This is a genomic window from Helicobacter cinaedi PAGU611, from assembly GCF_000284635.1.
GTDB classification, from domain to species: Bacteria; Campylobacterota; Campylobacteria; order Campylobacterales; family Helicobacteraceae; genus Helicobacter_C; species Helicobacter_C cinaedi.
In genome coordinates, this window is sequence record NC_017761.1 from 1,400,702 (window position 1) to 1,419,783 (window position 19,082).

Here is a 19,082-nt window from a genome sequence, read left to right on the forward strand (position 1 = left end):
ATTAGTTTTTTCTTTACCCTATCCACAATCCATCTTCTATGATGATAGTCGTGGCTAGACGACCTATGAATTTTGGGCGAGTTTCTTTTTTATCTTGTTCTTGTTTTTTCTCATCTTCATTATCTAATTGCAAACTATTAGATGGTTTCTGTTTATCATCTTTTTTTTGGTTTATCCCCACATACATAGCCTTAATATTATTCTCTCCTATTATATTCAAAGCTCTTAAAAATTCTCTGTGTTTTTCTAAGTTTGGAGTATTGTCTTTTAAATTGGTATTGAAACAATCCATATAAACATCATCAAGATAATTTATTGCGATATGATAAGCGTCTATGGCTGAGGCTGAAGCTTGCATTTCTCCTCTTTCCTCATTATTAGCACTTCTGTTTTCTCTGTCTTTATATTCTTTATATAATGCTTGTTTTCTCTCATCTCCATTTATGCTTTGCATTTTTTGATTAAACTCTGCTATGTTTATTTTTATCTGCTCACTCGCATTAGGTGGGGCTTTAAACTCACCCTCCTTGTGTTGAAGCTTTAATAATCTTGGGCGAGTGGGTAAATCTTGTGTATATGCTCTTGTATTAAAAAACTCTATATCATTTAGAGAAGTAAGGCTATCATTCATTCCCCTTAATTCATCAAGGCACAGATAAGCAAGGAGTTTGTTTAAAAGATAATTCCTCGTATTTGTAGTTTTTATATCCTCATAACAATAAAACAAAGAGTCAATGTCTCCAAAAGCTCCTGTTCTAAGTCTGCCTCCTATAATCATATTAATAAAATTAAAAGATAAAAAAGTATTATTCACAAGCATAGGGTAGAATACACCCTCATTTTGTCTTTTAAGCACATAAGGGGGATGGTATTTGTAAGAAAATTTTGTAAATTTTAAGCGTTCAAACTCTTTTTTGCTCTTCTCATAATGCGTAATAAAAAGTTGATTAAAGATATTCATACCAACAGCTTGTGGGAGAGATTTGAAAAAACTCTTAATAGTGTCTTTCGTATAATCTTTCAAGAAAATATTTTTATAATATTTCAAATCTTGTCCTTTTATCTGTTTGAAATCTTTTATATGGTCCTTTTGACTGATAGTTACAATGCTGTTTTGGACTTGTTTAACTGCTTGAACAAATGATTTTTTCTTTAATTGTTCAAATCTCCTTTTTAAAGTTCTATTTTTCTCATATGTTTGAGTGTATATCTTCATATCGTGATTATAGAGAATATAGGCTAAATAGGCTAAACCCAACTCCCCAAATAATACTTCTCTTAAATGTTTTATCTTATAGGAGAATAGGAGTTTTACAAGTGCCTTGCTTATATTGAAAGGACTTAGATTAAAAAAGAGTGAGGCAAAAGGGAAAAAAGAGACAATGAAATGCTCTATTATCACCTGCAAAGATTCACTTGCTTTGAGTCTTGTGTTTGTTTGCTCTTTTTGTAAGTCCTTTTCTAAATCTTGAAGTTTGGTTTCTAAGGTCTTTAAATTTTCTAAACTTCCTTGATTTGTTTCATCTAAACTTCCAAATTCACTTTTAGAATCAGAATCCTCCTCATTAAAAAACTCTTCTAAGATTTCATCTACATTAATCTTATCTGTATCCTTTTGATTTTCTAATTCCTCAACAAACTCTTCTATACAAAAGACTTCTTCATTATTCTTTAATAACTCATTTTTTCTTTGCTTAGAAAAGCATAGGGGTATTTTACTTTTACTATCTTCAAGCACTAAAAAACTTTCATAAGGCAATATTCTAAGACTTTCTTTATCAATCTCTATGCACTCATATTTAGAAATAAAATTCCACCATTTTTGTGTATCTGTTTTTATGGAAGTATAGAAATTTTTAATCACATAATAAGTTAGAGCAAGCAAAAGCACTTCTAAGACAGAATAATTTTTTTTTGGTTCAAGTTTTGTTTCTCGCATTGGGATTTCATAACCATCATAATAATTATATTCATAAGTTACCAAGACTTGAGTAATGCTATCAATATAACTTTGCAGACATTCTATACTTTCTTTAAAATATTTTTTCTCCTGCTCTAAAAAATATGTTTTATTGTTCTCTTGCTGAAAGAAATGTTCTATAAAATTGAAATTGAGTATTTTGTCTCTATTTTCTCTTTCAAATTTGTGATAATCTTCTATTTGATTCTTATCTTGAGGATAAAAGCCATAATTAAGACTATCAAGATGTTCTTTGGTATTCTTATAATCATTGTATTCCTTTTGTGGGACAAAGACAAAAGGACTTAGAGAAACAACATAAGGCTTGCTTATTTCATCTTTTATAGTGATTTTATATTTACTATAATCAATGGTTTCATCATAATCTTTTTTAGGATTTGTAAATAAAGTATCACTTTTGACTTCCTTTTTATTTTCATCTCCATAGCTTATAGTATTACCTAACTCCTCTAACAATTTATGATTTAATCCTGCATTATGCTTATAGGGAGCATTGCTAATGATAAGATAGTTATATCCTTGTGCTGATGGAGCTTTTATCTCGCTTTTTTGCTCATTTTTCATAAGCTGCACAAGTTGGCTAGAGTTAAAATAAGGGCTTTCTATAAAGACAAGTCTATTGTTATTAGAAGTCATTTGTGCACTAAGATGATTTGTAATGCTGTCTTTACCGCAAATTTGCAATTTTTCATTCTCACAGACACAACTTAAATTTATTCCCTCCACATTTGTCAAACTCTCTTGTTTTAACTCTATCAGCAGGGCTAAATTTTGTTTTATATAGGCACTGCTCTCTTCAATATCGTGTTTAAATCCTGATAACTCTATAAGAATCTTATTATCTATAATGAGAGTATAATTCAAAATACGATTTTCAAAAAGAAAGATAATGGGGGCAATATCTTGCACAAAAAGTTTAATAATTGAATTTGAAATGGCAAAAGAATATTTAGAATCTGCCCATTCTAAAATATTTCCTAAAGTCTTACTCCCTTCAAAAAGTGTATCAATAGCTAAAAAAACCAAATTACCTTTAGAGGCAATCTTTTTAATATCAAAGATATTAAAAATACTAAAGAAAAAATTTACAATTTCTTTATAAGTTTGGGCATTACCCTCCTCATATATATTTCTAATATCTTGTATTAGATTATCAAAAGCAAACTGCAAACTCTCTTTATATTTTCCTTGACCACCAAAAAATTCTGTCTCTTTAAAATCTGATAATTTTTCAATGATGGGTTTTTGCAAATTATTTTCAATACAAGATTTCAATTTCTCAAAACTGTCCTTCTGCTTTATAAACTTACTAATAGCTTTTGAGAGATTATCAATATCTTTACCACCGTTTAATTGCTTTACAAAATTAAATAAGATGCTTGATGTATCATTTTGCTTGTTATAAATTTTAATATTTCCACAATCCCTTTCCTGATTATTTTTAACTATATTTTTTTGATTAATACTATTGTAGTCATAGACTTCTATTGTTACCTCTTTATCTCTTAAACTAAAAAAATGCTGCACAAGCCAATCTTCAAGAGATAACCTCTCTTTTGTTCTTATCAAACATTTAGCATCTATTTCTTTAAAATTAGAGCAATATAGAGCAATTTTTTTGGCATTTTGTGTATAAGCAGTAATTTCTCTTAATAAATCATTCCTATTATGTAAAAACAATATTCTTTTTACATTATTCTCCTTCATCATACACCCCTCCAATAATTATCTTTAACTCTGTGGTATTGTCTTTGTCTAAGTAATCATCTAAGCCTAATGCAAATGTAAAGTGAAGTTTGTTCGCTTTAAAAGGAAGAAAGGGAATACTCTTGTATGAGTAATGCTTATAGATTGTAAAGAAGTATCTTTAGAATGAGTAGATTCTCTGTATTCTTTAATGTCTTTAGAATAATTTAGGAGTGGTTTATATTGTCCTATACCATAATCTTTATGCTCATAGTCTTTATAGGGTTCTTTAAAGAGTTTAGGGAGATATTGGGGGATACTCATTGACAATCCTTGCAGTGTTTTTTGACAATGCGTTCAACTTCGGCTTGGTATTCTTTGGAATCGTAGAGGTGCATACAATCTTGAACCAATACTCTGAATCCTTGTTTTGTAGTAGCTTCCCTTTGAGGACTTGACATAAATTGAGAAACATAAGATTGTATGATTTTAGCAACTTGTTCTTCATTTTTAAGTCCAGCCATTACAGAAAATTTCATACTCCCTCGTTGGAATATATGCAAATGATACGATAATGTTGACATTTCACCTCCTTTTTCTACATAACCATAACTTTTTTGCAAACAAAAACCAAAGCCATAATGTTTAAGATTCTTTCTAACATCAAACCTATCATCAGCATTAGTGTTTATGCAAAATATACACAACAAAACCAATAAGACAAAATATTTCATACAATCCCTTTAATCAATCAAATCCCAAAAGTATAAATCTCGTATTATATATTGAGTTTCATTAAGATAATTAGGGCTTACTTTCAAGTCTGTATCCACAAAATTATTTCCATTCCATAAAGTAGTATGTCGTAGTCCATCTGTGCCATCATTGCCACAATACTTTTTGCATAGAATCACTTGCAATCCTTGCAGTATTTTTTGACAATGCGTTCAACTTCGGCTTGGTATTCTTTGGAATCGTAGAGTTCTAGGCAGGTATAGAATCTACTAAAATTTGAATTTTTATAGTGATTTAATATGGTTTCATTATTGATTGTAGCTTTATCATCTATGTATGATTTAAGCTCTAGCGGTGGCAAGATTGCACCATACCCTAGCCCAAGTCTATTAGTATAGCGACCCAAAACCCGAATATCAGTTCGTGTTTCATAAAAATCATTTCCTTTAATGCAATATTCTATGCCTATTCTTTTCATAATTCTTACCTTTTTTTCATAGGAATAAGCTGTCCTATCTACTTTTCCCGCCAACTCTTCGTCAAATTTTATATCGCCGCCATTAAGACATACAAATGATACAAAGTAAAGCCACATTATTTTTTTCATTTTCACTTTAACTCCCATAATTCAAGCTTGGCTGTTCCTATATTAGTCAAATAATAATTTCTAGCCATACCATTTTCCACATCTACAAATTTACTTCCATTCCAAAGGGTTGTGTGAGAATAATTTCCTTTCATTACGACAATTCCCTTTTTATCTTTAATCTGTTCTAGTGCTGCAGTTTTGCCACTATCTGTTGCTGTTATAGATATTTCCGCTTTACCCCATTTATCATTCAAATACCTACCTATATAATCAGCTCCTAAAATATAAAGATATTTCTCACCTCTACCATACATAGAGTTATATTCTTTTGCTTTAATTTCGGTATGAAGCGGCATTCCTCCATAATTGAGCGCATAGCTTACCTGCATAGCACAAGTGTTGCTATAATCTTGATACACATAACCAAATCTAAAGAAATCCTTGTAATTAATATATTCGCTTAAAGGTTTCCCTCCAACCAAAGCGTATCTCTGCCATACATTATCATCATATTGTCCATCTTTGATAGATTGTATTATATTTTCTGCTGTATTTTTTGATATTTTCTCTGTTTTACCTCTCCATATACCATTATCTACTATGCCTTGTCTAAATGCTTCTTGCAAATTTTCATCATTTGGATTGGCGGTATTGATTTTATCATATTCTTTTCTAACTTCCTTAAAGCTCGGTCTCCTGCACTCTATACTTTTAGATTTACCTTCACAGGTTGCCGTTATTGTTATTCCCATTCTATCTTTCCTCCTCAATTTCTTTTAAAACATTCATTATGAATGCTTCGTTATTCTGTATTCTGCCACGAACAATAAATGTTTGATTGGTAGAAGATTCTAATTTTACCTTTATTATTTCCCCCTCCTCATACCCTTGTGTTCTTATATGCAAATTTATATCTTGTGAATGTCTTGAAATATCCTTAAGTTTTATCTTATCCTCTCCATAAGAAAAATATATTTCTGTGATTTGTTTTTCTTCCTTAGTATCCTCTAATGCTTCATACTCTAATCTATCATCATTACTTGCTAGAGTTGCTACTAGATCAGATTCTATCTCTCCTTCATCATACACCCCTCCAATAATTATCTTTAACTCTGTGGTATTGTCTTTGTCTAAGTAATCATCTAAGCCTAATGCAAATGTAAAGTGAAGTTTGTTCGCTTTAAAAGGAGAAAGGAATACTCTTGTATGAGTAATGCTTATAGATTGTAAAGAAGTATCTTTAGAATGAGTAGATTCTCTGTATTCTTTAATGTCTTTAGAATAATTTAGGAGTGGTTTATATTGTCCTATACCATAATCTTTATGCTCATAGTCTTTATAGGGTTCTTTAAAGAGTTTAGGGAGATATTGGGGGATAATAAAGACAAGATGGATTTGATGGATTCCAAATTGTAGATTGATTTGTTTGTGTTGATATTCTTTATTGGAATAGCTTTGCAGTAACTCTTTTTCTAAATTTTTATCACTCATACTTTGTGCATCACTTTGATAATCTAAAATAAGGTTTTCAAAAGGACTTGTCTGTTCTTTTAGATTATCAAAAAGATAGAATTGAGTAATAGGTAAATTGTCTTGTTGGGATTTGTGTTCTTTATAGTGTAGTCTTAGTATAGGTTTATGAAATTCTATTTGTGTCTTTAAAGCCTCTTTGTCTCTATTCTTAGTATGAGTAGGACTAGGAGCATTGATTTTATAACTATTAGGTTTAGGTGTGCAAATAAGAGGAAAGCCTTTATCACTCATTACACCACTAGAGACTAAATCTTGCATTATGGGATAGTCATCATTATATTTCTTTAATCCTCTTGCATTTGGGAGTATGAGTGCTACTTGTGTGCAAGGAGTAGGAACACCTGCAATGTTATTAGTGCAACCTATGATAGGAGAGTTTAATAAATCAGATTCTAAAATAAAAGGGATATTCTTATCTGTAATACTTTTACCCTTATTAGATTGTAATTGCACTACTCCATTATGAGGACATTTTATTTCATTATCTTCTAGTAGAGGGTGAAGCATTGCAGTGCTTGTTAGAGAATCTATGGAGTTAGAATCTCTTTGTATCTGCTCTCTTTGTGTTTGTTCTTTTTCTAGTATTGCTTTAGATTCTTTAGAGTTACATTCTAATTTGATGTTAAGACTAGAATCTAGGAGGGAGTAATTTAAAAGAGTAAGAGTGCAAGAGTTTAAAAAGATAGTAAGTGTGCCTAGATTATTTTCTTCATCCTTAGGGGAGAAGTGATAGATGGGTTTAGATTCATCTAATCCTATGTTGGATTTAGTATCTGGTGTGCCAAAGAAAAAGGGATTAGTTTCTATTTCAGATGAACCTAGTAGGAGGGTGGAATAAAAAAAGAGAGAGGGCTTATAGGATTGTAATTCCTCTATGCTTTCTTGTAGTTTCAATTCTTGTTTGATTTGTTCATAGATTGTATCACAATCAATGAAATCTTTATCGTTGGCAAAGAGATATAACTCTTTTGTTTGTGTATCTATATAAATGGTAGAGCTCATAGGGTTAAATGTAGCCTGTATTTCACTATTTTGATTAGCAAGATACAAGCTTTTGCATTCTTCATCATAAAGTAAATTAATTATTTGTTTTTCTTTAGCATTGAAAAATTCTTCGTTATCATCAGATAAGACAATCTTGGCAAAATTGGATTTATAAGTATAAGTTTTATAGATATTTTCTTTTTCTAATATATCTTGATTTTCTTTGTCTTCTATACAAAAAGGTAAGGCTTTATAGAGCGTTCTGTATTTATTCATTTATGCTCCTTTTAGCAAACATTTCATATCATTTTTATCTATAATTTTAGTATAAATCTCAAGAGCAAGTAAAAGTAAAAAGGTATTCATTGTATCATTTTTGCTTAGCTCTTTCTTTATAACTCTCTCTTTTATATCCTCCATTTGTATCACTTCACTTTTTCCATTGAAATCGTATTCATATCTTTGTGCCATTTTTTTAGGATTATGAACAAAAATATGTAAAATTTCTTGTTGATACACACTAAGATAGTTATCATTTTTGCTTGTCTTTGTAATAGTTGTTGCATTTGTTATAAGCTTGTTGCCATATATCAATTCCATAAGAAGTTTAGAATAGGAGTTAAGATAATCTAGTGCTTTTTCTATACTTTGGCTAAGTTGTATTTTGGCTTGATTACTTGGGGATTGCAGGAGATAATTATAAAAATACAATATTTGTAAGATACTTTCCAAGAAATGACTTGTCGCTACATAACTTGTTTCTAGCTCTCCTACATAGAGTAAATGTAGCCTTTGTGTGTTTTTATAATCTAGTTTATCTATAATATTTAATCCATACTTATATCCTAAATCAGAAATCACAGATATTGAGGGTTCTAGGGTTTGTTTCCATTCTCTTGCAAAAGATTCTTCTTTAGGTAGAGGATTTTTTATAGTTTCTATATGATGCACTTCTATTTTTGTTTGTGCTTTAGAGAGTTCTTTCGCATTTATCGCAAGATTCTCAATCTCCTCTTCTCCTATTTCTTGTTTAAGTGTATCTGCATATTCTGTATAATTTTCTAAAGTATCATTGGGATTACAAGTATGGACACATTTATCAATTATTTTTCTTGTAAAGCCTAAAAGATTAAAAAGTTTTTTTGCACATTTGACAATGAGTTTGCCTACAAGCCTTATAACTCTTATGGCAATATTTAAAAGACTAGCTAGTATTCCTCCAAATCCCGGCGCATTAAAAGTATAGAGTTTATGGATAGCTTCTGTTTTGTGGCATAGACAAAAGGCTTGTGCAAGATGTCCTCCTAAAGAATGCCCTACTACATTAAGCTTATAGATAGAATCCTTTATATCTTTTTCAATAGTTTTTAAGACTTCTTTTTTAAATTTTACTAAAGAAATAATTTGAGGGATAGCAATTCCAATAGCAATAGAGCCATCAGTTAAAACTATATCTTTAAAAAGTTCTGCCCCTCTTATTTCTGTGCCGCGAAAGCTAAGTATGTAAGCATCATTTATATCTTTTGCTTGAGTATCTTGAAAAAGCGTATGAGAATAGCCACTCATAGAAGTATTAGGCTGGTGGTGGAGCATTTCAAAGCGAGAAGTGAAATATTTAGTGCGAGGGGAGAGGTGGTAGGTATTTTTATCTTGTATGGCTCTTTCTTTATTAACTGAAACTTCAATTTTTTGTTTATCACTCTTTTTATCTCTATAAATAAGGTTTTGGATTCTATTGTCAATCAATGTTGGCTCTAATTCGCTGGGATTATCATATTTGGGCGTTTTTATTTCTATATCCTGACTAAATCTAGCCTCTATGGCTAAAGCATAAGCAGTGGGTTGTTCTAGTTTGATTTTTTTATCATTAAATAATCGTTTTGCTAAAACAGATTTATTGATATTTTCCTCTTTTATTTCATACCCTAATTTTATTCCATCTGCATATATCCATCTTTCTATTGGTTTAAATGCGGGGATTTTAGCTCTAAACTCATCATCTCTTGGGTCAAATACTTCATTATTATCAATATAATGCAACATTGCATAACTAGCATCAGCTACATCTGCATAATCTTTGAGTTGCTCTATAAAGTCTTTAGGAGTCATTTCATATCCTTTCTTTTTTCATTACTTTTTATAAATCTACCATTTTCTAGGTAAAAAATATTATCTCCACCCATACCTGTTTTCCTTGTTTCTGTAAATCTAAATCCTGCTCCCTCATCACCATAGAGTCCATAAGTAGTTATAGTCCAAGTAAATTCTACAAGAAAAGTAATGGGTATATGTTTCTCTTTGTCCTTTTCTTTAATCCTATAAAAACTTGTTAAGATTATATCAGGTTTTAATTCTTTAAATATTTCCTCCCCCATATATTCTTTGATTTTTTGGTAGTAGGGCTCATACTCTTTTTCATAGTATCCAAGTCCATCACTATATTTATAGCCATTGGAGAGAATCGAATATTTTTCCTCTAAAGCTACCATTTTTTTAACAAAGTTTGGGTCATCAAGGCTTACTTTTTTTCTTTCTATAAGTTCTTGTTTTTGTAATGCTATTATCTCATCTCTAATTGCTTTATCAAAAACATAGATTCCGCCATATTCCTCCATTAATTCTTTTTGTTCTTTTGTAGGAGCTCCTTTAGTTGTATGGATAAGCCCACAAGAAGCACAAATGACTAAAGTTATAAGACTAATAAAAATTAAGATAAAGTATTTCATAGAGTTATCCTTTTAGTTTTTGAATCTTTTTTATTTCTATAAATAAGATTCTGTATTGTATTATTTATTAGCTTTAATTCTAGTTTGCTAGGATTATTATATTTGGGCGTTTTTATTTCTATATTTTGACTAAATCTAGCCTCTATGGCTAAAGCATAAGCTGTGGGTTGTCTTAACTCTCTTTGATTTTTCTCTATAAAATTTTTAATTCTCTCATCTTTTAAATGCTTGTCTTGTATCTCATATCCTAATTTTATTCCATCTGCATATATCCATCTTTCTATTGGTTTAAATGCGGGGATTTTAGCCCTAAACTCATCATCTCTTGGGTCAAATACTTCATTATTATCAATATAATGCAACATAGCATAACTAGCATCAGCTACATCTGCATAATCTTTGAGTTGCTCTATAAAGTCTTTAGGAGTCATTTCATATCCTTTCTTTTTTCATTACTTTTTATAAATCTACCATTTTCTAAGTAAAAGATATTATCACCTGCTATACCAACAGAATATCTCTCTGTCAATCTAAACCCTGCTCCCTCATCACCATAGAGTCCATAAGTAGTTATAGTCCAAGTAAATTCTACAATAAATGTTAGAGGAAACTCTATTCCCTTATCATCTCTATAAAAGCTTGTAAGAATTATATCAGGTTTTAATTCATTAAAAACTTCCTCCCCCATATATTCTTTGATTTTTTGGTAGTAAGGTTCAAATTGTTTTTCATAATAACTAAGGGCTTGATTATAGTATTTATACCCATTAGAGAGAGTTTGGGGGTGGGTTTTATCAAGTTGTATTAAATCATCTTTTGTAAAAAATTTGTGCGTTTTAAACCAATCGTCCATATATTCCCTCCTCTCTTTCTCCCTTTGTATCATTTCTTCTCTTAATTTCTCATCAAAGACATAAAGCCCAGCATATTGTTCTATTAACTCTTTTTGTTTCTTCGTTGGAGCCCCTTTGGTCGTATAAATCAATCCACAAGCAGAAAGCACAAATAAAACCACAAGACCCATAAAAGTTAAGATAAATGATTTTATAGTTTGTCCTTTTTTTGGAATTATATTATTAATTCTCCATTATATTTCTTTAATCCTCTAGCACTAGGAAGTATGAATGCTACTTGTGTGCAAGGTCCTCCACTTATATGAGGATTAGGACAACCTACAATAGAGCTATAGAGTAAATCAGTTTCTAAAATAAAAGGGATATTCTTATCTGTAATACTTTTACCCTTATTAGATTTTAATTGCACTACTCCATTATGAGGACATTTTATTTCATCATCTTCTAGTAGAGGGTGAAGCATTGCAGTGCTTAAAGGTTTTAATTGTTCAGGTTGTGTTTGTTGTTTTGTTTTGGCTTTAGCTTGTTGTTGTTTGGCTTTAGATTCTTTGTTTGTTAATGTGAGTTTAATATTTAGAGTAGAATCTAAGAGAGAGTAGTTTAAAAGAGTAAGAGTGCAAGAGTTTAAAAAGATAGTAAGTGTGCCTAGATTATTTTCTTCATCTTTGGGGGAGAAGTGATAAGTTGGTGTATCTTGTTTAATGGTATTGTCTTTATCTAATTGACCAAAGAAAAAGGGATTAGATTGTATTTCAGATGAGCCTGTGAGAAGAGTGGAATAGAAAAAGAGAGAGGGCTTATAGGATTGTAATTCCTCTATGCTTATATTTTTTGTTCTTCATTGTCTTGTATCTTTTCATAAATTTGGGAGTGGATTGTATCACAATCAATGAAATCTTTATCATTAGCAAAGATAAAAATACTTTTGCTTTGTTCGTCTAAATATAAAGTAGAACTCATAGATAAAACAGATGACATTATTTTCCCTCCTCATTTAATTCGCTTCGCGTATATGATACACTCTCATTTCATCATCATAAAGAATACTTTTCATCATAGAGATTCTAGCATCAAAATATGATGTGTTAGATTCATCACTATATAGAGCTATTTTAGTGGAATTGCTATTATATCTAAAGAGTTTAGCAATGTTGTTTTTGCTTAATACTTCGTTTCCATCTCTATCAATTATTGTAAAAGGCTGACATTTAAAAATAGCTCTTTTTTCTGCTATACTACACTGCTTAGGGTCTAACTTATCTATGTCTTGTTTATCTAAGATTTTTGGATAATATCTTTTAGCACTTAACACTATTATTTTATCTATAATGTTATCTTTGGTAGTATGTAGTTGAATATATATACTTTCTCTCTCTTTTTCTAGGCTTGTTACATAAAGGATATACTCTATAAAGGTGGGTAGGAAATCTGTGCTATCTGGTTTCTTTTTTTGAGTTTTATAAGGTGTTAGATTTTTGTTATTAATGACGATACTTAAAGGATTAAAGACTTTATAAACTCCTTGCATAAAAGTATTTAAATATTCTATACATTCATTAATGTCTTTATCTTTTACTTTGTCATAGTTGGATTGCGAGTCTAAAAGATAAGAGTAAAGGTAGAGGGTTTGAGTGAGAGGGATAATGGAATGGGTGTTAATGAAGCCTGTTTTACCAATTTGTATTTCATATCTTTCTCCTAAGGCTTTGATTCCTAAATTACCTATAATATCACACTCACTATTTAAATCTTTAGAAATAATATGAAAAAACTGCTCCTGTGCAAGTGTATTTGGCGTATAAGCATTGTTTTGTCTTAAAGATTTAAATTGATTACCCAAACTCCCAAAAGGAATATGCAAATCATAGTCTAAAATAATAGTGTTACTTTCACAAATTTTTGCTTGTGTAGCAGTATGAACAAAAGCATAAGCATAATATACATAAAAAGTTTGCCCTTTGTGCGTATCCCTATAAGCTTTGATTTTATCATAAAGTTTTTGTGCATATTCTTGCATGCTTGGTATATAAAATATTTTTCTTACACCATTAATTTTGGAGTTTTCTAAACTTATTTCTTCTTGGTCTGTGCGTAAAAAATAAGGGATAGTATGTTTAAGTTGGAGTGCTGAATTATCTGTGCCTTTAATGGCTAGTAATCTTTTGCTATTGCTTTGATAGCTTTCTATTCTCTGAAACAATGTCTCATTTATTTCTATCATACCACAATATAGTCCTGTATCACTACTTGTTTGCAACATTTCATAAGCTTGTATATTTACTTGAGACTCAAAAAGAGAAATGATACTATTAGCAATAATACTTCCTACCACTAATGATTGTATTGGAGGAAAAAGAGTTGCTACATTTTTAAGTTGATTAAATAGCTTTTCTGTATCATCATTAAAGATTCCCGGTGCATTATAAGTATAAACCTTATCCACTAAATGAGAATAAGATAAAGCAAACATTTGGGCAAGATAACCTCCTAGAGAATGTCCCACAATAGTCATCTTAGCATAGCTTTGTGTTATGTCATCGTAGATAATAGGCTTTACTTTTGTCTCTATGAAATCTATCATATCAAAGTATTGCTTGGTGTGTCTATTTGTGCCTAATAAGAAATCTGTGTGTAGGTCTTTTGCTGTTTCCTCTGTTTTGTTTGTGCTTAGTTCTGTGCCACGAATAGAGAGGATATATTGAGAATCTTTATCTACTGCGTTTCTTGTATTGGTTTTTTTATCAAATTCTCCTAAGTCTTTAAATAAAGTTGCACTAAATCCTGAATTGGTATTAGGACAATGCTCTAGTAAATCATAGCGTTCAAAGAATCTTTTTGCTTGTGTTGGGGAGAAGTCGCCATCGAGTTTGCCTAGTTTAAATCCTTTTTCATCAATAATTTTGGAATTTTTATAAGTAATATCTAAAACATTTTCCAATGAAACAATCTTATTTTCATCTTTTATGTCAAATTTATTACCAACGCAATGAAAATATCCATAACTAGCCCACGCTAATTCTGCATTATCTCTTAATTTATCTACCTGTTGCTTGTTATCCATCTAACTCGCCTACAAATTTTTTGCACTCAATCTCGCCATCAAATCTTATTCTAAAATCCATATTGCCCTCATTGCCATATAGCTCTGGAGCGTAGGACTTCCATATTGGTCTAAAATATATTTTATCAATATTTTCAAAAATTAATGCTTTATTACTTGGATTTTTATAATAAATATATACTCCCAAATCTATTCTATTTGAATATCCTATTTTTGCATAACCATCTTCTCCTAGACTATTGTCTAATTTTTTATCAAAATAGCCTAGTATTCTATTGTATTTTTCTTGACTTTTTGGAAAGTTATTTAACTCACATAATTTTCTAAATTCATAATAGCTAGGATATACAAATGGAGTACAAAATAATATAATCAAAAGAATTAGTGATAAAAAGATTAGAATCTTTTTTATTTTTACTCTAGGCTGCTTTTCTGTCATTGTTTGTGCCTATGTAATAATCATTGAGTAAATCTTGGATTTGTTCTAGTTTAAATTCTGTGCCACGAATAGAGAGGATATATTCTGAATCTTTAGAATCTGCCTTTGTATCTTTAAAGAGAGTGGCGGAGAATCCTGAATTGATATTAGGTTGATGCTCTAGTAAATCATAGCGTTCAAAGAAGTTTTTTGCTTGAGTGGGGGTGAAGTCGCCTTTGAGTGTGCCTAGCTCTATATCTTGTCCCCAGCGGTTTTTACCCATTGCGATATAGCCATTATAAACAGAATCTAAAATGTCGTGGAGGGTAATTACTGTATCTTTTCTACCTTTATATTCGTCCTTATTACCAAATTTTTTACCCACTAAGTCAAAGTATCCATAAGAAGCCCAAGCTAATTCCGTGTTATCTCTTAGTCTATTGATTTGTTGTTTATTGCTCATTTCATTTTATCCTTTCTACATAGTCATATTTCAAGGGCGCAATATTAGTGCAACTTAATCCTTTTTCACGCCATACAAGATTATAATTTGCCATACTTTTTTGCTCTAAAAAATAGCGCTTTGTATCCCAAGAGCCGTATGTCTGAATATATGTTATATTGTCTTTTGAAAACCCTTTGGTGTTAGCATACAATCAACCGAAACATTATAGCGTTTCTTTTGAATTGTTGCAATCTTTACCCTATATTCCAACTTGCTTTCGACATAATCTGTATTAAAACCTTTAACTAGCTTTAATGATCTCTCATTCAACTCCTCCCAATCCAAACTCTCTAAATCTGTATCAAAATACTTAAGAATCTTATTATACTTTTCCTCATCATTAGGAAGTTCATTAATCTTACACATATTTCTAAACTGCCAATAACTCGGTTGTAATTCGTAAGGCACAAGCCAACCCCAGCCAAAGAAATAGATAAAGACGATAAGAGGCGGAATAATGATAAAACTTAAAATTTTAAAAGTTTTTAGAATCTTTTTCATTAAGCTATCTTTTTATAACTATTAGGTTTAGGAGTGCAAATAAGTGGAACTCCCTTATCAGAGAATACTCCAGAGCTTACTAAATCTTGCATTATAGGATAATCATCATTATGTTTCTTTAGTCCTCTAGCACTAGGAAGTATGAATGCTACTTGTGTGCAAGGTCCTCCACTTATATGAGGATTAGGACAACCTATAATAGAGCTATATAATAAATCAGTTTCTAAAATAAAAGGAATCTTCTTATCTGTAATGCTTTTACCCTTATTAGATTGTAATTGCACTACTCCATTATGAGGACATTTGATTTCATCATCTTCTAGAATTGGGTGAAGCATAGCAGTGCTTAAAGGTTTTAATTGTTCAGGTTGTGTTTGTTGTTTTGTTTTGGCTAATAATTCTCCAGTCATTAATGCGTCCCCTAAATTTTTATGATTAGAGCAGAATCCAACATAAAAAACAATAAAATTACTTAATTTGGAAATATAAAAATTTATTCATACATTTTAATACACATTAAATGATATTTTTTCTTAAAATTCCCCAATGCTAATCCCCAACTAAGTTTTGCTACACTTTCATCACCTAGAATAAAATTCATTTTTTCATTGTGGTTAATACGCAAATACAAGTCAATACAAAATTGATGATTGGTAAGAAATAGTATGCTCTCTTTGAGTTCTTCGTGTTTATTTTGATTGGGTAAATATTCTATGGCTCTATGGTATTCAATGTCTTTGATATAAATACCTATCTTGCTCTGATAAGAGAGGAATTTACTCCCTAAAATAAAATTTTTACCTAAAACATCATTTTTAATACCTAATTTATTTTTTTGAGAAGGAGCGATGAAAATCTGATGTGGGAGATTTTCAATGATATATAATTTATTATGCAAATTAAAATTACTTTGCAATACTTTTTCTATATAATATTTAGGACGAGAGGCACTTAAAAGCAAAGGTGCAAAAGGCAAATAATTTTTAGCAATTTCTCTATCATTAATGCCCAATATAGAAAATAAAATCTTTGAAATAGAATCACTAAAATCTTTTTTGAAACTTCTAGAATAATTTTTCAAATTCGCGCTTTCAAAAAAGAGCCAAAGAATATAATGATTAAAAAAATCAAAGAATAATGTCCATCCAGAGCCTCCATCTTCATTCCTTGAGAGCTTATCAAGCATATAAGAGGGTAGTTGTGATGTATTGCCTTGCAATCCCATAAAATTTACCATTATTTCAATCAAAAACTCTTTATTTTCTTCAATGTATTCAATCTCTTTATGAGGGTGTTTGAGGCTTTTATTGGTTCTTAAAAAAATGTCCCTTTTGTCGTATTTTTTAAGAAGCTTATAAAGAAGCTTATGGAAAGTAAAATAAGTCGTATTGTTCATAAAGAAACTTTTTTGCCGCGAGTAGCTGGATAATACAAAATCTCTTTGCTATCCAAGCATTTTATCTTTAATTCGCAAAAAGAATTAATGCTTACAAAAGAAGCAAAAAATTTAGATATTATAAGCCCTAATTTATAAACTTCTCCCAAAGAATAAAAATTAGAATCCTTAATGCCCATTATACAGAGTGTTCCCTTTTTTGTAATGTATTCATCAACGAGGTAAGTCGATTTAGATTCTATATATGCAATAGAATTTTTTAAACGCTTATAAGTTTCTTCATTCTCCTTGTCATTGACAAAACTATAACTTTCTAATACTCCAAAAAATGAAGTTGTATTAAGAATACTTTGATAATTAAAAGAGAGTATAGATACAAGCTTCCAAAGTAAATGCCCATCAACGCTATATTCTCTCATCATACTTGGGATTTTAATATTTTTAGTGGATATATCCTCAAAATTAATATGTCTTATATCGCCTATCTTAAGCTTAGAGGGTAAATTCTTATTACAACACAAAGCATCAATGGTAATTATCTCATTGTAAGAATGCTCTGAAAAAAAAGAAATTTCTTTGTATGTTTCACCTTTAGAATTTTTTTTAACATTTATACTATAAAATTCATTTTGATTGTCTTTTAAAAACTCAAAACGTTCAAAACTCTTATAATTTTTAAGAATCCTTCTTCCACTATCACTATTGTGAGCTTTGACTTGATTAATCTTTATAATTTCATAAGAATCTAAATGCACCCTATCTACAAAAATCCTATATCCATCTTTGGTATGGTCATTAATAATTGATTCTGCATTTTTGGGAAAAATATTCACAATAGGCGTAATGCTTAAAGAAAATAAATCTGCTCTGACGATGCAATTCTTTGGAAAAATTTTATTGAACTTAAATTGAATACTCAAATTTGAGCCTTGACAATCCTTTAAAATATCTAAACCCTGTATTCTTATAAAATTAAATTTTTCAGGGATAAAAAAATACTCCCTAAGCAAAGAAAAAGCCTCAAACCCTAAATCATCATAATTTAAACAACTTTCATTTGGTTCAAGCCCTATTGTTTTAATGTTGCAAGAATTAAGCTTAAACTTTTCAGAAGTATCACAAGAAATGATTTTTACCTCCTCCAAATAAAGGTGAATGAATAAAAGTAAAGTTGCGGAAGTGTAGATGTCATCTCCAAGATATAAATTTAAACAATCTAATCCTATATCACAAATTTTTAAATCAGGCTTATTAACCTTTAACCTTAAATCCATTGTGTGATATTGTTTTTCACTGCTCATAAACACTTCATCAATATCTAAAGGGTAGAGATAAACATCATAAATCGTTCTAAACTCACACTCAATTTGTTCTATGGTTATAGACTGAAGGCGACTTCCTTTTGGAACAATAATCTTATTTTTTTTACTATCTTTATTTAAAAGAAACTCTTGCATACACAAAGAAGGTAGTGGATTAGTATAATTAGGAGAGACTACATTCAACAAAGATTCTGCTATGTATGGAATATTTTGTTCCATTTCCTGATGAATTTTAGAAGTCAAAATAGCAAGATTTTCAATAATTCTCTCAATATCTGGGTCTTTACTATCAAGAGCTAAAAATGGTGCGAGTTTTGGAAATTTTTTGACAAAATATTCTCTTGTTTGATAGAGATAGGAAAGCTCTTTTTGGTAGTAAAATACATCTTCATTATTCACTAAAAGACCTCACAATATCTATCATTTTTAAAAATAATTTCTAAACTAAATTCTTTAAAATGGTCTTGAAAAAAATTGCATTGCAAAAAGAATGAAATTTGCCAAGGCGTCAAAGAATTGTCATAACGAATAGATAAGATTCTAATTCTCCGCTCATATTTGCTTATAAGGAAATGAATCTCTTTAGCCATTTTGAAGCATAAATCACTTGCGTTTAAATTAAATTCTACAACATTTGACAAACCCAAATCATTAGCTATAATACAATCATCTAACTTGGTATTAAGTAAAGCTTGAATGTTGGTCTTAATATCCTCAAATTCGTTTTGATAAAAAGGAATATTTTGACACTGATCGTCTAACTGATGAATGATCTTGCCAAGCAATGACAT

Annotated in this window: 21 protein-coding genes; all 21 read right to left on the reverse strand. The window is 30.2% G+C overall.

Annotation, left to right across the window (positions count from 1 at the left end):
- Positions 1-13: 13 nt before the first annotated feature.
- On the reverse strand, positions 14-3,691 hold the full coding sequence (locus tag HCN_RS07055) for a hypothetical protein (RefSeq protein WP_014667048.1): 3,678 nt from the start codon (positions 3,689-3,691) through the stop codon (positions 14-16).
- 63 nt (positions 3,692-3,754) lie between these two features.
- Complete coding sequence (locus HCN_RS07060; RefSeq protein WP_014667049.1) at positions 3,755-3,991, reverse strand: hypothetical protein; 237 nt, start codon at positions 3,989-3,991, stop codon at positions 3,755-3,757.
- On the reverse strand, positions 3,988-4,401 hold the full coding sequence (locus HCN_RS10740) for a hypothetical protein (protein ID WP_014667050.1): 414 nt from the start codon (positions 4,399-4,401) through the stop codon (positions 3,988-3,990). The genes HCN_RS07060 and HCN_RS10740 overlap by 4 nt, the downstream gene beginning before the upstream one ends.
- Before the next feature lie 9 nt (positions 4,402-4,410).
- Positions 4,411-4,581, reverse strand: coding sequence for a hypothetical protein (locus HCN_RS11560; protein ID WP_014667051.1), 171 nt, complete (start codon positions 4,579-4,581; stop codon positions 4,411-4,413).
- Positions 4,578-5,015: a hypothetical protein gene (locus HCN_RS07070; protein WP_014667052.1), complete on the reverse strand. Its 438-nt coding sequence runs from the start codon at positions 5,013-5,015 to the stop codon at positions 4,578-4,580. The genes HCN_RS11560 and HCN_RS07070 overlap by 4 nt, the downstream gene beginning before the upstream one ends.
- Positions 5,012-5,743, reverse strand: coding sequence for a type VI secretion system amidase effector protein Tae4 (locus HCN_RS07075; RefSeq protein ID WP_014667053.1), 732 nt, complete (start codon positions 5,741-5,743; stop codon positions 5,012-5,014). The genes HCN_RS07070 and HCN_RS07075 overlap by 4 nt, the downstream gene beginning before the upstream one ends.
- A 1-nt stretch (position 5,744) precedes the next feature.
- On the reverse strand, positions 5,745-7,784 hold the full coding sequence (locus tag HCN_RS12075) for a hypothetical protein (RefSeq protein ID WP_014667054.1): 2,040 nt from the start codon (positions 7,782-7,784) through the stop codon (positions 5,745-5,747).
- The gene (locus HCN_RS07085) at positions 7,785-9,617 is read right to left on the reverse strand and encodes an alpha/beta hydrolase family protein (protein ID WP_014667055.1); all 1,833 of its coding nucleotides are present in this window, start codon (positions 9,615-9,617) and stop codon (positions 7,785-7,787) included.
- A complete protein-coding gene (locus HCN_RS07090; RefSeq protein WP_014667056.1) occupies positions 9,614-10,234 on the reverse strand; it encodes a hypothetical protein in 621 nt (206 codons plus the stop codon). Before HCN_RS07090 ends, HCN_RS07085 begins: the two co-directional genes overlap by 4 nt.
- Positions 10,231-10,665: a hypothetical protein gene (locus HCN_RS07095; RefSeq protein WP_014667057.1), complete on the reverse strand. Its 435-nt coding sequence runs from the start codon at positions 10,663-10,665 to the stop codon at positions 10,231-10,233. Before HCN_RS07095 ends, HCN_RS07090 begins: the two co-directional genes overlap by 4 nt.
- On the reverse strand, positions 10,662-11,258 hold the full coding sequence (locus HCN_RS07100) for a hypothetical protein (protein ID WP_014667058.1): 597 nt from the start codon (positions 11,256-11,258) through the stop codon (positions 10,662-10,664). Before HCN_RS07100 ends, HCN_RS07095 begins: the two co-directional genes overlap by 4 nt.
- 44 nt (positions 11,259-11,302) lie before the next feature.
- On the reverse strand, positions 11,303-11,551 hold the full coding sequence (locus tag HCN_RS07105; protein WP_014667059.1) for a hypothetical protein: 249 nt from the start codon (positions 11,549-11,551) through the stop codon (positions 11,303-11,305).
- A 359-nt stretch (positions 11,552-11,910) separates the two neighbouring features.
- Entirely contained in the window at positions 11,911-12,066 is a 156-nt protein-coding gene (locus tag HCN_RS11470) for a hypothetical protein (protein ID WP_014667060.1), read from the reverse strand.
- 16 nt (positions 12,067-12,082) lie between these two features.
- Complete coding sequence (locus HCN_RS12080) at positions 12,083-14,149, reverse strand: lipase family protein (RefSeq protein WP_014667061.1); 2,067 nt, start codon at positions 14,147-14,149, stop codon at positions 12,083-12,085.
- Positions 14,142-14,588, reverse strand: a complete 447-nt coding sequence (locus HCN_RS07115; RefSeq protein WP_014667062.1) for a hypothetical protein — start codon at positions 14,586-14,588, stop codon at positions 14,142-14,144. Before HCN_RS07115 ends, HCN_RS12080 begins: the two co-directional genes overlap by 8 nt.
- Positions 14,569-15,030, reverse strand: a complete 462-nt coding sequence (locus HCN_RS07120; RefSeq protein ID WP_014667063.1) for a hypothetical protein — start codon at positions 15,028-15,030, stop codon at positions 14,569-14,571. Before HCN_RS07120 ends, HCN_RS07115 begins: the two co-directional genes overlap by 20 nt.
- Positions 15,031-15,183: 153 nt before the next feature.
- Positions 15,184-15,573 (reverse strand): hypothetical protein, encoded by a 390-nt coding sequence (locus HCN_RS12085; RefSeq protein ID WP_014667065.1) that lies wholly within the window; start codon positions 15,571-15,573, stop codon positions 15,184-15,186.
- Complete coding sequence (locus HCN_RS07135; RefSeq protein ID WP_014667066.1) at positions 15,573-15,983, reverse strand: hypothetical protein; 411 nt, start codon at positions 15,981-15,983, stop codon at positions 15,573-15,575. Before HCN_RS07135 ends, HCN_RS12085 begins: the two co-directional genes overlap by 1 nt.
- A gap of 83 nt (positions 15,984-16,066) precedes the next feature.
- Positions 16,067-16,969 (reverse strand): type VI secretion system baseplate subunit TssG, encoded by a 903-nt coding sequence (locus tag HCN_RS07140; protein ID WP_002957594.1) that lies wholly within the window; start codon positions 16,967-16,969, stop codon positions 16,067-16,069.
- Positions 16,966-18,690, reverse strand: a complete 1,725-nt coding sequence (gene tssF / locus HCN_RS07145) for a type VI secretion system baseplate subunit TssF (protein ID WP_014667067.1) — start codon at positions 18,688-18,690, stop codon at positions 16,966-16,968. The genes HCN_RS07140 and tssF overlap by 4 nt, the downstream gene beginning before the upstream one ends.
- Positions 18,690-19,082 (reverse strand): GPW/gp25 family protein, encoded by a 393-nt coding sequence (locus HCN_RS07150; protein WP_002957596.1) that lies wholly within the window; start codon positions 19,080-19,082, stop codon positions 18,690-18,692. Before HCN_RS07150 ends, tssF begins: the two co-directional genes overlap by 1 nt.